The sequence below is a fragment of the Streptomyces sp. MI02-7b genome (assembly GCF_033793585.1).
Taxonomy (GTDB): Bacteria; Actinomycetota; Actinomycetes; order Streptomycetales; family Streptomycetaceae; genus Actinacidiphila.
Map to the genome: position 1 here is coordinate 311,459 of NZ_JARAWX010000007.1, position 14,853 is coordinate 326,311.

The 14,853-nt window shown below is 67.5% G+C and carries 12 protein-coding genes, 1 tRNA gene and 4 pseudogenes; 9 read left to right on the plus strand and 8 right to left on the minus strand.

Translation table 11 applies throughout. The features are described from left to right. Window positions 1-62 precede the first annotated feature (62 nt). Window positions 63-136, plus strand: a tRNA-Thr gene (locus PV364_RS14510). 47 nt (window positions 137-183) lie between these two features. On the opposite strand, the gene PV364_RS14515 is transcribed toward PV364_RS14510, so the two are convergent. The 3 genes and pseudogenes from PV364_RS14515 to PV364_RS14525 form a co-directional block, all read right to left on the minus strand. Further along, the gene (locus PV364_RS14515) at window positions 184-1,581 is read right to left on the minus strand and encodes a tyrosine-type recombinase/integrase (protein WP_319660328.1); all 1,398 of its coding nucleotides are present in this window, start codon (window positions 1,579-1,581) and stop codon (window positions 184-186) included. Between the two features lie 63 nt (window positions 1,582-1,644). Continuing rightward, window positions 1,645-1,848, minus strand: a complete 204-nt coding sequence (locus PV364_RS14520) for a helix-turn-helix domain-containing protein (RefSeq protein ID WP_319660329.1) — start codon at window positions 1,846-1,848, stop codon at window positions 1,645-1,647. Between the two features lie 130 nt (window positions 1,849-1,978). Next, window positions 1,979-2,743: pseudogene (locus PV364_RS14525) on the minus strand (DUF3631 domain-containing protein); the annotation flags it as partial. Window positions 2,744-2,758: 15 nt separating this feature from the next. Between PV364_RS14525 and PV364_RS14530 the strand changes: the two are divergent. After that, window positions 2,759-4,561 carry a hypothetical protein gene (locus PV364_RS14530; protein WP_319660330.1) on the plus strand — a complete coding sequence of 601 codons (1,803 nt, stop codon included), beginning with the start codon at window positions 2,759-2,761 and terminating at the stop codon, window positions 4,559-4,561. A gap of 187 nt (window positions 4,562-4,748) precedes the next feature. Further along, window positions 4,749-4,874: pseudogene (locus PV364_RS14535) on the plus strand (IS5/IS1182 family transposase); the annotation flags it as partial. A gap of 43 nt (window positions 4,875-4,917) precedes the next feature. Here PV364_RS14535 and PV364_RS14540 read toward each other — a convergent pair. Both PV364_RS14540 and PV364_RS14545 read right to left on the minus strand, forming a co-directional pair. Beyond that, window positions 4,918-5,835: a hypothetical protein gene (locus tag PV364_RS14540; RefSeq protein ID WP_319660331.1), complete on the minus strand. Its 918-nt coding sequence runs from the start codon at window positions 5,833-5,835 to the stop codon at window positions 4,918-4,920. Between the two features lie 198 nt (window positions 5,836-6,033). Continuing rightward, window positions 6,034-6,876, minus strand: a complete 843-nt coding sequence (locus PV364_RS14545) for an IS5 family transposase (RefSeq protein WP_319660332.1) — start codon at window positions 6,874-6,876, stop codon at window positions 6,034-6,036. A gap of 709 nt (window positions 6,877-7,585) precedes the next feature. On the opposite strand from PV364_RS14545, the gene PV364_RS14550 reads away from it, so the two are divergent. Next, on the plus strand, window positions 7,586-7,885 hold the full coding sequence (locus PV364_RS14550) for a hypothetical protein (protein ID WP_319660333.1): 300 nt from the start codon (window positions 7,586-7,588) through the stop codon (window positions 7,883-7,885). Between the two features lie 222 nt (window positions 7,886-8,107). Beyond that, window positions 8,108-8,578 carry a hypothetical protein gene (locus PV364_RS14555; protein ID WP_319660334.1) on the plus strand — a complete coding sequence of 157 codons (471 nt, stop codon included), beginning with the start codon at window positions 8,108-8,110 and terminating at the stop codon, window positions 8,576-8,578. A gap of 308 nt (window positions 8,579-8,886) precedes the next feature. Here PV364_RS14555 and PV364_RS14560 read toward each other — a convergent pair whose 3' ends face one another. Further along, entirely contained in the window at window positions 8,887-9,129 is a 243-nt protein-coding gene (locus tag PV364_RS14560; RefSeq protein ID WP_319660335.1) for a winged helix-turn-helix domain-containing protein, read from the minus strand. Between the two features lie 159 nt (window positions 9,130-9,288). On the opposite strand from PV364_RS14560, the gene PV364_RS14565 reads away from it, so the two are divergent. From PV364_RS14565 to PV364_RS14580, 4 genes and pseudogenes are all read left to right on the plus strand, one after another. Next, the gene (locus tag PV364_RS14565; RefSeq protein WP_319660336.1) at window positions 9,289-9,486 is read left to right on the plus strand and encodes a hypothetical protein; all 198 of its coding nucleotides are present in this window, start codon (window positions 9,289-9,291) and stop codon (window positions 9,484-9,486) included. Then, window positions 9,483-9,662, plus strand: coding sequence for a hypothetical protein (locus PV364_RS14570; RefSeq protein WP_319660337.1), 180 nt, complete (start codon window positions 9,483-9,485; stop codon window positions 9,660-9,662). Before PV364_RS14565 ends, PV364_RS14570 begins: the two co-directional genes overlap by 4 nt. A gap of 420 nt (window positions 9,663-10,082) precedes the next feature. Next, window positions 10,083-10,415, plus strand: a complete 333-nt coding sequence (locus PV364_RS14575) for a hypothetical protein (protein ID WP_319660338.1) — start codon at window positions 10,083-10,085, stop codon at window positions 10,413-10,415. A gap of 216 nt (window positions 10,416-10,631) precedes the next feature. Further along, a pseudogene (locus PV364_RS14580) lies at window positions 10,632-11,791 on the plus strand (IS3 family transposase). A gap of 59 nt (window positions 11,792-11,850) precedes the next feature. On the opposite strand, the pseudogene PV364_RS14585 reads toward PV364_RS14580, so the two are convergent. Beyond that, window positions 11,851-12,468, minus strand: a pseudogene (locus PV364_RS14585) (transposase); the annotation flags it as partial. 130 nt (window positions 12,469-12,598) lie between these two features. Continuing rightward, window positions 12,599-14,545 (minus strand): N-acetylmuramoyl-L-alanine amidase, encoded by a 1,947-nt coding sequence (locus tag PV364_RS14590; RefSeq protein ID WP_415924552.1) that lies wholly within the window; start codon window positions 14,543-14,545, stop codon window positions 12,599-12,601. Between the last annotated feature and the right edge of the window lie 308 nt (window positions 14,546-14,853).

Sequence of the window (14,853 nt, forward strand, 5' to 3'; positions counted from 1 at the left end):
GCCTCCCTCAGAACTGTGTAGACTTGTGCCCGCTGCCGATGCGAAGCTGTCTCGGGCAGCTTGCCGCCTTAGCTCAGTTGGCCAGAGCAACGCACTCGTAATGCGTAGGTCTCGGGTTCGAATCCCGAAGGCGGCTCACCTGAAACCCCAGGTCGGATCGGATCCGACCTGGGGTTTTGTCGTTCAGCGGACGCGACGGCGATGGCGGGATCGGGCCGCGCGGGTGTCGGCGGTCTCAGTTCTGGTCTCAGTGGGGCTCGGATCGGGCTCTGTGGGAGCGGGTGCGAAGAACTCGCCCATGCGCCGCATGGCGTCCTTCGACAGGTGGGATCGGCCCTTCACGTAGCGGCGGGTCTGACTGATCTGGGTGTGCCGCAGGATCTCCATGATCGTGGTCATGTCCACCCCGAGTTCGTTCAGGATCGTGCCCGCTGTGTGGCGGCTCCCGTCGTACAGTCGGCGGTCATCGATCCCGGCCTCGGCCAGCAGCTCCTTGAATTCGTCGTAGTCGGCGCGCGGGTCGAGCGGGCGTCCGTCCGGTCGCGAGAACACGACGTGGTGTTCCTCCCAGAGCTCGCCGGCCGCCGCTCGCATCGCCTCCTGTCGGGCTTTGTGGTCAGCCAGAAACGGGATGAAGACGGGCGGGATTGGGACGGCGTTCCGGCTCTTCTTGGTCTTGGGGCGAGTGAAGACAAGGCCGCCCTCCTTGCGCCTCGGGCAGGCGCTTGCATGCCTCGTGCACGTCTTGGCACATGGCTTCGGACAGCCACGCGTGTAGCCCTTGTGTGTGGTGCAGCCGGGTGGGCACGGGTCGAAGCGGTGGAGGCGTACTCCGCACGCGTGTGGGTCGTCGCATCCGTGTCGCCACGTGAGGCGCTGTAGCTGCCACTCGGGGCGGAAGAGTTCCGCTTTCAGGTCGACGTAGGGCCATCGCAGCCCGAGCGTCTCGCCTTGCCGGAATCCCATACCGACACCGACGATCCAGCGCATGAAGGTGGGCCGCTTCGCGGCGGCTTCGAGAAACGCCTTGGCCTCCTCCTGAGTGAACGGGTTCGCCTCGGTCTCATCGACACTGGGCGGGTCCACAAGAGTGGCGACGTTCTCGCTGATCATGCGGCGACGGTGGGCAATCTTGAGCGCGCGGGACAGGATGCGGTGCACCTTCACGACGTGCGAGGGAGCGTGACCGGCGTCGAGTAGGGCGCGGTACATCCGCTCCAGATGCTCCGGCTGCAACTTGTCGACTCGATGCTGACCGACGCCCGGGATGATGTCGTTGCGCGTCTTCGACCAGTAGTCATCGAGGGAGCGTGGCTTGAGCTTCAGGCTCGCGATGTCGGTGAGGTAGATCTCCATCCACTTCGCGACGGTCGGCGCGCGGCCTGCCTTGGTTGCGCGGCCCTCGTCGCGCTGCCGTTCCAATTCCTTGACCTTGCGCTTGATCTCGGGTTCGGTTTTGGCGCGGCGGTGGCGACGGTCAGGGCTTCCGTCGTTCTTCACGCCCATTGTGACGCGGCCGTGCCACCAGCCATCGGCGCCGAAGTAGATGGACGACTCATTGTTCGGCTTGCGGGGGCTCATGTACTCCTCCATGCGGAAGGCGCCCCGAGCGCGATGCTCGGGGCGCCTCTGGACGTGGGTAGGTCAGTTGTGCTGGGACGGAAGGGCCGCTACGTAGGCTTCGAGATCGGCGCGCCGAATCCGACGCGTACGGCCCAACTTGATGTACTTCAGGGCGCCTTCGGCCATCAGCTCGTAGACGGTGGAGCGGCCGATGGCGAGCGCTTCGGCAGCCTCCTCGGGTTTGTAGAGGAGTCGGTCGATGGGGGCAGCAATCGCGGTCGTCATCCGGATGTCTCCTAGGAAGGTGTCTCTTCGGGCCTTCTCAGAAGTCCGCTACATCCGCTACATCCGCTACACCGCAGGTCAGGGGCCTGTTTTGTGTAGCGGATTCGTAGCGTGTAGCGGATTGGTGCCGCTACGCGGTGTGGCCGGCGGGCGCGGCTGTAGCGGTTTCCGGGGTGATGTAGCGGATTCCGGGAAGCTCATCCGCTACGGATTCACCCCCGTTGAGCTGCGGTGTAGCGGATGTAGCGGACTTGGGAGGGGGCGGAGGGCAGTAGCGGGTCCAGGCGTCGGTGAGGTCTTCCGCGTAGTAGCCGCGGGGGATGGTGCCGGCAGCAGTGCGAATGGGTCGGGGCTTGATGGGCTTGTTGGCCCCGGTGACGTACTCGCCCAGCATTCGGGCCAGTCCGCGCGGGGTGAGGGGCTTGCCTCCCATGTCGATCCACGGGGCGTCGTCCATGGCATTGAGGCATTCGAGGATTGCGGCCGTGGGCATGCGGTCGATGCCGCAGAACACGGTGTCCCGCAGGTCCGTCAGCAGCCGGATACCGAGTGAGGCCCGATCGTCTTCCTGGGCCGCGGCGACCAGCTCGGCACACGCGGCCCGGGCGCGAGCGGGCCACGCTCCGCCGGCAGCGTCCGCCACCGCGAGTAGCGGCTCCCAGACGTCGGCGGGCCGGTCGGTGACGCCTTCTGGCATCTCTGGCCATTTGCCTTCGACTGCCCCGCGGGAGACTTGGGCCCAGCGGGCGAGGCGGTCGCGGAGTTTGTGGCCTTCCTTTTCGTGGATGCGCTGCCGGAATGGTTCTACGTGCTCGTTGGGGGCGCGGCGGCGCATGCGGATGATGACGGAGCGGGTCAGGATCGTGTCCGGTAGCGAGCCGAGTCCGGCCATGCGAGTTGACCTGCGTTGATGGACCACGGCGGATCCCCCTGGACCATGTTCAACGCGTTCCGGTCGGTCACCGATGCCGCGCTGAACATGGCCGAGGTCGTGGTCAAGGGCTTCGCCGTCGCCATGGCCCCGATCCCCGGCATCGGCGACAAGGCGTTCGCTGCGCTGAAGGACTTCGAGGACTTCAAGGGCGGCGTCTCGCAGAGCATGGACGAGGCCGGACGGAAGATCACCGAGTTCAGCGACAACGCCGTGCCCAAGCTCAGGGGCCAGCGGCTGGGGCTGCAGACCTCGGAGTTCGAGCGGGGCCTGGCCGCGGCGGGAGAGGCGCTGACGCGGACCAACCTCAACAAGAAGGGCAAGCTGAGCGCGGACAAGACGCCCTACGACCAGGCGGTCAGCGCCGTCCGCGCGGCCAAGGTGGGTGCCAAGAGCGTCGTGGTGAAGGCCGACACGACATCGTTCTACTCCTCGATCGGCGCCATCGCCGGCCGGTTCGTGGCGAACGCGTACGTCAACATCGGCGCCGTGGCGTCCGGCCGGGTGCCTGGCCACGCCGGCGGCGGCGCGATCTCCGGGCCGGGCTCGGCCACCTCGGACAGCATTCCGGCGATGCTGTCGAACGGCGAGTTCGTGGTGAACGCCGCGGCGACCAAGCGCAATCGGGGACTACTGGAGGCGATCAACTCCGGCACGGTCCAGCACTTCGCCAAGGGCGGCCTCACGGACGCGATGAAGCAGGCGCGCTCGGATGCCACGGCGCAGTTGACCCTCAGCCACTTCGGGCGGATGGCCGGCTACAAGAACACCAGCGTCGCGAACCAGCTGGGCGGCGCCGACTCACTCGGCGACCTGGTGGGCGCGCTCGGAAAGTGGCGCAGCTTGATCAAGGCGGCCACCTCTGGGCTCACCGAGTCGCGGCTGCTCAGGGGTCTGGACTCTACGGCGGCTTCCCTGATCAAGCAGGAGAAGGCGTTGACCAGCGTCAACACGGCGTTGGACAAGGCCAAGGACAAGCTGGCCAGCCTGAAGGACGCGGCCGCCCAGATGGCCAGCTCGGTTTCGTCCGGCATCCTCGGCTCCGGCAACCTCACGGGCATGGCGCAGGCCGGCGGGCTGGTCACGGTGGGCGGCATCAAGTCCGGACTCAGCGGAACCGCGGGCGAGGCGAAGGAGTTCGCTGCGGCGTTGGCCGCACTCAAGAAGCGCGGCCTGAACGCGCAGAGCCTCAGCGAGATCGCGCAGGCGGGGCTCGGCGGCGGAGGGCTCGGAACGGCGCGCGCGCTCATGGGCGCGTCCGCGGGCGACATCAAGGAGATCAACTCCCTGGAGTCGCAGTTGAAGGGCTCTGCGTCGGCGGCCGGGAAGGCGACCTCGGACGCGATGTACGGGGCCGGGATCGCCGCGGCCAACGGACTCGTGAAGGGGCTGCAGGCGAAGCAGGACAAGCTCGAATCGACCATGGCCAAGGCTGCCGAGGCGTTCGCCAGGCAGCTCAAGAAGTCGTTGGGCGTCAAGGGCAAGGCCAGCGGGGGCGTCATCGGCGCTGCCTCGGGCGGGCCGCGCGGCGGCCTGACGTGGGTCGGGGAGCAAGGCCCGGAGCTGGTCCGCATCCCGTCCGGGTCAACGGTCTACCCGGCCGGGCAGTCGCGGCAGATGGCCGGAGCGGGAGGCGGGCAGCCGATTGTCATCCATAACACGATCACGCTGGACGGCAGGGTCGTGGCGGAGCAGCTCATCAACCCGCTGGCTGGCGTGATTCGCCGGCGGAATGGTGGCGACGTCCAGGCACTGCTGGGTCAGGGCAAGGTGAGGACCTGATCAGTCCTCGGGCCAGTCATGGCGCCCGCTCCCATCTCCGGGGGCGGGCGCTGCTGCGCGTGCCAGCCACCGTGCCCGACCGCTTAGAGGTCGCGCGGATAGGCGTGGTTGGGGGCCCGGCAGCAAAAACGGGCACAGGTCCCGGTGATCATAGAGTTGCGACGCTCTGTGATCACGAGGGAGACCTGTGCCCGTGCTGCCGTCATGGCTCACCGAACCGCTCTGGGAGCAATTCGTGGCGCTGCTGCCCGAGCGGCCCGAGTTCCACCCGGACCATCCACTCGGCTGCCACCGCCGACGCATCAGTCAGCGTCAGGCGGGCCCGGCTGCTAGGCGCAGCCAGGCCCGCGTCGAGGTCAAGACTTAACGAGAGTGATGTCGGTGTCCGGGAAGGGGAGGTTGACGGTCGCCGGGTAGTCATTGTCGCGCGCCGAGCCGATGCCCCGGAGAACAGCGGCGCCGGGCTTGAAGGAGGCGGTGGGGTCGAGGTTGCTGGGGAATGAGGCGGTCCACGGGACCGGGGACCCGGGCTCGCATGTGAAGGTCAGGTTCTCGTACGAGCCGCTCGGGGTCCCGGTCTTCTGTATCTGGTAGGCGCTGGTGTTGAGGGTGACGGGGGCCGACTTGTTGCAGGTCACGGAGCCGCCGACGGTAATCACGCCGGTGTGGGTGTTGACCGTGCCCGTGGTGTTCAGCGTCATACTGACAGCGAGTTCCGGCGCTGGGTCGGGCATCTGCGCGTGGAGCTCACCTCGCACGGGAAGCGTGGAGCCGCTGCAGTACCGCTCGAAGGTGGCGTCGACCGCACGGATGTAGCCGTAGGGGCCGTAGGAGATGCTGGAGATGGTGAAGGAGCCGGTGCCGTTCTGGCAGTCGCGGTCGCCGCTGAACTCCAGCTGGGGGTCTCCCGGCTGAGCGTTGGGCCAGTTGGATGTGTTGGTGTAGGTGACACCGGGGGCCAGCTTCTCGCCGGAAGGGGCTGCCATGTCCAGGAACCAGCGCTCACCCTCAGGCGAGACGACGGTGGCGCTCAGGCCGGACTCGTCGGTCGCCCCCTGGACATCGAACATCTGCGTCGTATCAGGGGTGTAGCTGTAGGACTGGCCGCCGGTGACGTACTCGCCGGGATCGCCGCTGAAGCTGAGCGTTCCCGTCACCGCCTCGGCGGCCTGCGCCGTACTCGTCAGCGGGGCTGCTGTCACCGCAAGGGCCAGGGTTGCCGTGAGGGCAGCCACAGTACGGGCCAGGCCGCGACCCAGCACGCTTCTACGCATCGAACTTCTCCTTCATTGGATCGGCCCCAGTCCTGCCGGATTGGGTAGCTGACTGAATGTCAGGTACCGGTCAAATCGGACCAGAAGGCCTGTACATGATCTTCTTGGCAGCGCATGCAGGAACGTAGCACCGACCACTGACACGGCAGCATTAGCCTCAATACCAGTGACTTAGAGGTCGCACGGATGGGGGTGCGGTCATGGCCAGCGGTTCGGGCGTTGGTCCCAGCGGTGAGTCGTCCATGCCTTCCGGATCAGACTCCGCACGGTGATGATCGTGTCGGCGAGGTCGAAGAATGCGTCGATAACGGTGGTACGCCGTTCGTAGCAGCGGGCGAGCCGGTAGAAGGCGTTCTGCCAGGCGTGGGTGCGTTCGACATGCCAACGCCGACTGGCCTGGATGGGCGCTTTTTCCCCCTTGAGCGCGATGCGTCCGTGCAGGCCGCGTTCGCTGAGCAGCGCGCGGGTCTTGTCCGAGTCGTAGCCGGCGTCCAGGTGCACGGTGATGTCGTCGGGTAACGGCCCCAGGTCGTCCAGACGGTCCAGGGTCTGGGCGAGCAACGGGGAGTCGTGGCGGTTGGCGTCGGCCAGGACACGACCCAGTGGAATGCCGTACCCGTCCGTCATACCCGAACGTTTCAAGCCCCGTTTGCCGCGGTCGACCGGTGAGCGACCGGCCACCTCGCCGCCTCCGGGAGCCTTGGTGATGGAGCCGTCCCCGGCGATCTGGTCGAGGACGAGGCCCACGATCCGGTCGTAGGAGTCCAGCGCGATCTGCTTGAACTGGGCGAAGATGCCGAGTCGTATCCACTCGTCGCGACGGCTGCGGATCGCGGTGGCTGAGCAGGTCGTGTCGGCGATCGCCTCGTAAGAACAGCCGAAGCGCAGCAGTTGCAGCATCTTGTCGAAGATGATCCGGTCACTGATGCGTCGGCGGTGGCAGCCGAGTGGATGGTCCGGGTGGAACTCGGGCCGCTCGGGCAGCAGCGCCACGAATTGCTCCCAGAGCGGTTCGGTGAGCCATGACGGCAGCACGGGCACAGGTCTCCCTCGTGATCACAGAGCGTCGCAACTCTATGATCACCGGGACCTGTGCCCGTTTTTGCTGCCGGGCCCCCAACCACGCCTATCCGCGCGACCTCTTAGCCTGCGCACCCCGCCGTCTTTCCAGCGGGCGAGCTCAATGCGGGCCAAAGGGCGCTGGCCCCAGGCCGGAGCAGCCAACCTCCCAGGCTGGACCTCCCGTGGCCATGAACTCACCTTGGCGCCCGTCGGGCATGCGCAATGTGCCGGGCTCCGCGTCGAAGAGGTCCACGCCCGTCTCTCTGTCTGTCAGCGCGACACTGCCAGCCCAGGTGCTGTGGCGGTCGTAGCTGAAGTTCTCCACGGTGGCCGGGTCCAGCCGCAGCACGAGCGAGGCCGTAACGGAGACTTCACGGCCGTCAGGAAAGACCACCGTGGCGGGACCTACGTACCGAGGTCGTCCGTCACCGGGGTGGAAGCGAGGTTGCGTCATGCAGCCATCCTGGCGCGAGCGGCCTGCCCCGGCGCGCGATCCGGTGAAGACCCCAGATGTCCTCACGGGTGGCGGGGCGCAGTCGCGTAACCGTTGGGTCACGACGTGTGGTTGTTGTCGTGCTGTCGTCCCGCCGTCCGGCAACCTAGGCCGACCAACGGCCTCATTGGGGGACACATGCAGCCAAGCGGTAACCCGTACCTGAATGCGCCCATCGTGGCGGAGCGCCCGCGTATGTTCGCCGACACGAAGGCGAAGGTGATCTGGGTGCTCGTGCCGGTGATTTCGATGGGGCTACTTGCCGCGCTTCCGTTCGTCATCGCGACCGTGAAGGGTGTCGTGCGGCCCATCGTGCCGGTCGTCTACGGTGCGGCGACGGTGGTGGCCATCGCCATCGGTCTGTCGGTCGACGCCATTGCCGGCCCTGGGAACGAAAGCCCGATCCCCGGGTTCTTTCTGGTGCTCCTCATTGCCACCGCGGCAACGCACACCGCGCTGCTGGACACCGAGTACGTGAAGTTCGGCCGGAAGTAGCCGAGACGCCTGCGCCCCCGCTGTCCTTCGGGACGGCGGGAGCGCTTTCGTGCGTTCGGGGGGTCTGCCAACTTTGTGGGTCTGGTGTCGTTGTGTACCGACGAAGTTCCGCTCGCAACCCGGCATTCAGGGTTCCGTTGCTTCTGCGACACCCCACTGTTTGATCGCCCAAGCCAGTCTGACTCCCCGATCACTCTCAAGATCAATGGGGAGAACTTCCGTATGCGTAAGCGCATCCTCGCGGTTGCCGGCCTGGCGCTGGCCACGCTCGGATCCATGACCACCAGCGTCCAGACGGCCTCGGCTGCGGCGATCTACTGGTCGTTCACCGATGGCACCGGACGGTGCCTGACGGAGTATTCAACCGGCGTCATCCGCATGGCCGACTGTTCTGGAGGCACGGCCCAGCAGTGGTCCTGGATCAACAGCTCCTGGAACTCGGACTACAGACTGTTGAAAAACAGGTGGACGGGGGACTGTCTGGTCAACGGTGGCCATGCCCTCAGCGACGACGTCAAGTCCGGCACATGCGAGGACTGGACGAGCAGGCACTGGAAGGTCGGCACTTCGACCTACACCTACATCCTGGACACGACGGACTGGGCCCTCACGGCCGATGAGCAGCCTAATGATCACGTGTACGTCACTTACCAAAGCGACTACAACACCTGGCGGAAGATCGAGATGAACTAGTTCGCGTGGCGTAGCGGCACGCAGCGCCCCCGCTGTCATTGGGGACGGCGGGGGCGCTTTTGTGCGTCCGGGGTCAGGGCTTCTCGCTTCGCGCACGCATGGAGCGGAGGACGACTCGCCAATGCATCCAGGCTGCGTACAGCACGCAGGCACCAAGTGCGATGTAGACGAGGCCACCGCCGTCAGAGTCCATGACGGCCGAGACGATAACGCGGACGCCAGTGCTGGTGAGACCCAGGGCGACTAGGACCCTCAAGGAGATCTTCACGGGTGCACGTTAGAGCCCCGGTGTCTGGCTGGGGAAGGGCTCAATTCTGTGACTTGGGCAGCTCGGTCACGAACGTGCCCAGCCCCGGGTGCATCACGGCGAGGCCGGCGGCACGCAGCTCCTGCAGGACACGGCGCGCGGTCACCGCCCCGATACCCCACTCGGCTGCAATGTCGAGCATCCCCGGAAGCCGGGAGCCCGGCGGGTACGTACCGTTTGCGATGCGCTCCTCCATCGCTTCGTACACCTGCCGCCACCTGGGGATCTCGGGCTTCCAGTCCATCTCATCAGGATGGGCGCGGTGCCCCTACTCGGCTAGATGATCACTATGGGTCTACTCATCACCCCTATCAGACCCATCAGACCTGTTCTACGCTGGGCAGAAGGAAGCCCCGCAGCCGTGGCGACGGCCCGGGGCACGGTCGACCCGGAGGGAGCCGACATGGCTCACGGTACCGTCCAGCACAGCCCGCGCGTAGCCGCCGGACTCAACGCCTTTGAGGGCCGTGCACGCCGCGCGCACCGCCTCTACCTTGAGCACTCGCAGGGCTGCGTCGACTGCGGCCACGGAGCCGCGCGCTGCACCGTGGCGACCGGCCTGTGGGTCGTGTTCACCGAAGCCCGGGACGGCGAGCGATGACCGCCGCCGAGAAGAGCACCCCGCGCACCTGCGCCCGCTGCCAGAAGTCCACCACCGACTTCGTCCCGTTCATGGTCGAGACCGGCTCCGGCCCGGGCGGCATGGGCGTCGTCTGCGCCGACTCGGCCGCCTGCGTCAGCCGGGCCCCGGCACCCCGCTGGACCGCACCCTCCTGAGACTGCCGGCCGCTCGACGGCAAGCACCACGGGGCGGACGGCAACGGGCCCCCACCGATCTTTGGCAGGCGGTGGGGGCCTTCTGCTGCGCAGCAAGGAGGGCTCCGCTCGGGGGGGTGAGCGGAGGCCTCGGCAGGTTCCACCCGGGGGGGGGTGAATGAAGCCCGCACGTCAACACTAACTCTCCGACACTCGGCCACCCCGACGCGGGGGCGCCGCCACCGGAGTGAGCGGCCCGGGTTCGTCCCCCTCAACCGTGGACCTGCCCCGAGATTGATGTTCAGTCCTTGCCGTTGACGCTCTGTTGTGTCCATGGCAACATCTCGGCTCACGCCACTTGATCGTGGGCGCCGCGAAGTTTCATCAGGGGGGATCGCGTTGAGGAAAATCACTCCGGTCTTGGTCGCCGCCGCTGCCGCGATGGCCAGCACGCTGGCTCTCGCAACACCCGCAGCGGCCCATCAGCATGACGCCAACGTCTACTCAGCGGGCCAGTGGAATCAAACGTGGCTCGGGCAAACCCGCGTCTTCAGCGACCACAAGACCGGGTGGGTGTGCGACAAGGAGGCCGACGGTGTGGGTGTCTACGGCCGCTTCAAGCTCGACAACGGCCAGATCATGGACCTCGCCGACGGGGATGGCGCAGGAAACGACTGCAATAATTATAAGTTCACCGCGCCTTCCGGCCGGTACATCGTGGCTATCGAAGCTGTCTGGCGGGGCGGACGCACTTCCGGCTGGCACGACGCCTAACGGCGGCCCGGGGTTCTTCTCGAACCCGGTCGCTTCTTCCATGTCGATCGGCATCGCAACCTCCAGCAACTCAACAGCAGCGGTTTCGAGTGTCGCGGCCACCTGCGCCAGGCATGTGGGGTCTGCCGCACGATCGGGTGACATCTTGACCTGCCCCACCTCTCAGGTTCCAGTTTTGGTGGCTAACTGACAGTCCTTCACGGAAGGCTGGCAGTCATGCCTCGTCCCTATCCTCCGGAGTTCCGGGCGCGCGCCATCGCGCTCATCCGCGCCGGCAAGCAGGCCAAACAGACGACGGTGGAGCTCGGCATCCATCCCGTCACGTTGTCGAAGTGGTTGCGGCAAGACGACATCGACAACGGGCGGCGACCGGGAACGCCGTCGAGCGAGTCCGCTGAGTTGCGGGCCGCTCGCCGGCGGATCCATGAGCTGGAAACCGAGCTGGCGATCGTCCGGCAGACGGCGAAGTTCCTCGGTGAGGACAAGCCGGCCCCAAAAGGCTCTACCCGGTGATCGACCGACTCGTCGATGCCGGGGCACCGGTCAACAGGTGCTGCCGGATCCTTGGTGTCGCCCGGCAGAACTATTACAAGCACAAGCGCACACCGACCACGCCACGGCAGCTACGGCGAGACTGGCTGACCGGGCTGATCCGAGAGGTTCACGTCGCTTCCCGCGGCACTTACGGCTACCGCCGCATCCACGCCGAGCTCACCTTGGGCATGGGCATCCGGGTCTGCACCAGGACCGTGTCGGTGCTCATGACACAAGCCGGGATCCACGGCCTGCCCGGACCGGTGCGCATCAAGCGGCTGCGTGGCATCGTCACTGCCGAGGACCTCGTCAATCGCAAGTTCCATCGCTTGCGTCCCGACGAGCTGTGGGTCACCGACATCACGCAGCACCGCACCAGGGAAGGGTGGGTGTACTGCGCGGCAGTTCTGGATGCGTTCAGCCGCAGGATCGTGGGCTGGTCCATCGACTCACGGCAGGACTCCACCCTCGTGGTCAACGCGCTGGACATGGCCATCCGCAACCGCCGCCCCGAGCCGGGCGGGATCGTTCACGCCGATCACGGCACCCAGTTCACCTCCTGGGTCTTCGGCGAACGGATCCGCTCCGCCGGCCTCCTACCGTCATTCGGCACCGTCGGAGACGGCCTGGACAACGCGATGATGGAGTCGTTCTGGTCCTCCATGCAGATCGAGCTGCTCAACCGCAAGCGCTGGAAGACCCGGATCGAACTGGCCAACGCGATCTTCGAGTTCATCGAGATCTTCTACAACCGCCAGAGACGACATTCAGCACTGGGCTACCGCACCCCGATCGAGTACGAGCTACTCTCCGCACAAGACACCGTCCCCGCCGCCAGTTAGCCACCGCAGCTGGAACCCAAACTGTGGGGCAGGTCAACCTGTCACCCGAAACTGCATCAGACCCGTTCTTTGGTGCCGTCGGCACGCACGCCGATCATCACCAGGACGGCGGCCTTTGTTTCCTCCAGGCGTATCCGCAGGTGAACGCCATCGGCCCACACATACACGTAGTCGGTGGTGGACAGGTCGCGCTCCTGGAACGTGGTGTGGCCGGCTCGCCACTGCTCGGTAAGCCGGGTGACGGTGGCTGGCGACAGCCCAGCCGTCGAGCCGAGGAACTGCTCCAGCGCGGGCACGAAGTCGCCCGAAGACAGGCCGTGCAGGTAGAGCAGCGGCAGCACCTCGGCGATCTTCGGTGACCTCCTGGCCCACGGGGGCAGAATCGCCGAGGAGAAGCGCTTCCGCTCGCCGGTGGCCTCATCGACGCGCTTGTCGTTGACCCGCGGCGCCTTCACCTCGACCACACCGGCCGCCGTGGTGATTTTCCGCGGCTGGTGGTGGCCGTTGCGGACCACCAGCCGACGGCCCCACTCGTCCCGCTCATCGGCCAACTCGGTGATGTAGGCCTTGACCTCTGCCTCCAGAGCGCCGGCGAGCATCCGTCGTGCGCCCTCCCGGACGATCTCGTCCATCCGGCCCTTCTTCATTCTCGTGACCGGTTCGTGGTCCAGCAGCATCCGGGCCCACCCCCAGAACCCCGCACCCCGGACACGCCGGTGGCCCGGCCGGGGTTCACCGCCCCGGCCGGGCCACCTCGCGCTGACGCGCGCTCACGGTCGCCCGTGTGCGGGCCCGCGCGTCAGCGCGTCAGCGCTTCGCGCTGCCGTCCTCCCAGTGCTTGGTCACGGGAGTCGCCGTCACGTCGCCCGAGTACACCAGTGCCACACGGTGGTTGTACTGGATCGTGTACTGCGTCTTCGCGCCGGTGACGACCGTCCCGCTGGACTTGAAGAAGTCCACCGTGGCGTTCGGCGGCTGCGTGGCCACGTAGGCCTGGCCGGCCGGCAGGGTGTACACGCCCAGCGGGACCTGCGTCGAGGCGCCCAGGCCGGTCGGGTACTCCGACGCGTCCGGGTAGCTCGACCCGTAGACGTCGACCGGAGTGCTGCCCGCGGCGGAGATGATCTTCACGCCGTAGGCCTGCTTGGTGTTCTGGCCGCCCGGGTTGTAGAACCACACCTTCGCGCCGCTGAACCAGATCGCCGTCCAGTCGCCCTGCTCGTCGGCGACGACGAACTGCTGGCCGGTCTGCGCCGTGCTGCCCCAGTCGCTGATCTCGTCGGTGCCCGGGGCGGTGCCGTGGATCGCCTGGTCACCGAAGAGCGGGGCGGACGCGTCCGGCGCGGTGCGCAGGAAGACGAAGTTCGACGCCTGCTGCCGGTCCGTGCACGCGGTCGTCGCGCCGGTCGGGTCGTCGATCGGGCACACCCGGACGGTCTGCAGGTTGGTGTCGAAGACGGGGTCGATGGTCACGACCGAGCCCACGGGCGCGGTGCCGCGCAGGCCGCTGAGCGGCGCGCCGAGCAGGCGCATGAAGTGGTCCCAGTCCCAGCTCGGTCCCGGGTCCCAGTGCTGAGCGCGGATACCGGACGGGCTTCCGCCGGCGACGTTGTCGTGACCCACGATGTGCTCGCGGTCCAGCGGTATGTCGAACCGGTGGGCCAGGTACTGCACGAGGTAGGCGGTGGACTCGTACTGCGCCTCGGTGTACCAGGTGGCGCCCTGCGCGGCGAAGCCCTCGTGCTCGATGCCGATCGAGTGCAGGTTCGAGGAGTAGTTGCCCGCCTGGAACGCGATGTCCTTCGTGGCCACCATCTGCGTCACCGCGCCGTCCGAGGACCGCATGACGTAGTGGGTCGACACGCCGTTCGACGGGTTGGCGAGACCGGCCACGCCGGAGTCGTACGTGCCCTCCAGGTCGTGGATGACGATGGTGTCGATCTTGATGCCGTTGGCGGGGCGGTTCGACACCTGCATGCCGGCCGGGGAGCCGGGCACGAAGGTGCACGGCACGGCCGGCGGGCACTCGGTGGCGGTGGTCGCCGATGCCTTCAGGTGCAGCCGGTCCACCTGGGCGGTGGCGGGGCGCACCGAGGGGGCGGCGTTGAGCCGGACCCGCTGGCCGTCCTTGGTGGTGACGCCGGCGCCGCCGCGGATGGTGGCGAAGACGCGGTCGGCGAAGCCCGCCGCGTCCCGCTTCTGCGGCGACTGGCTGTAGCGGGCGACCGCGCCGTACCACTGGGCGGCGTCCGCCGGTGCGCCGCCGGTCACCTGCTTCTCGTACGAGGCCAGCAGGGCCGCGCCACCGCGGATGTTCGCCGCGGGGTCCGTGCGCAGCGCGTCCTCGGACAGGCCGGTCAGCTTTGCGGCGGCCTGCAGGGTGTGCAACGCCGGGTTCGCGGCCATCGACTTCAGGTCGCTGCGCCCGACGGCGCCCGCGCCGTCGTCGGCCATCATGGCCGGGGTCACGTCGGTGAGGTGCATGGGCCCGTAGCCGCCGTCCGCGCTGGCCTGCGCGCCGTGCGACTCCCAGGCCGACTCCTGGTACGCCAGGCCGAGCAGGACGCTCGGCGGGACGTGGTACTCCGCGGCGGCCGAGGCGAAGTCCTGCTGCCGGGCCGTGTCCGCGGTGGTCGTGGTGCCGCTCGTCGTGTCGGCCAGCGCGTTGACCGGCAGAACGGCCAGGCCGCTCGCGGCCACCGCGCCCATCGTGATCGCGAGCGTCAACCGCCGCCGCGTCTTCCTTCTGTGCAAGGTGCTGATCCTTTACGGGAGCTCAGAACTGGAGAGGTCGTCGGGCACTCCGCGGGCCGGGCCGCCACCGGGGACCGCGCTTGCCGGGGGCCTCGACCGGCGATACGGTAACCGACCGGTCATCTACAGCCAAACCCACTGCAACGCGCGTGACCCGGCCGGTGCCGCTGGCTCCGGAGGGCCGTCGTCGCAGCTCAGGACATCCGGTCCCCGCATCCGCCACATTGCCGTGCGGGCCGTCCGCCCCTCGCGAGGGCGCCCGTGACGCCAGGCGTCACGGCTGAACTGCTTGACGATGCAAATAGACT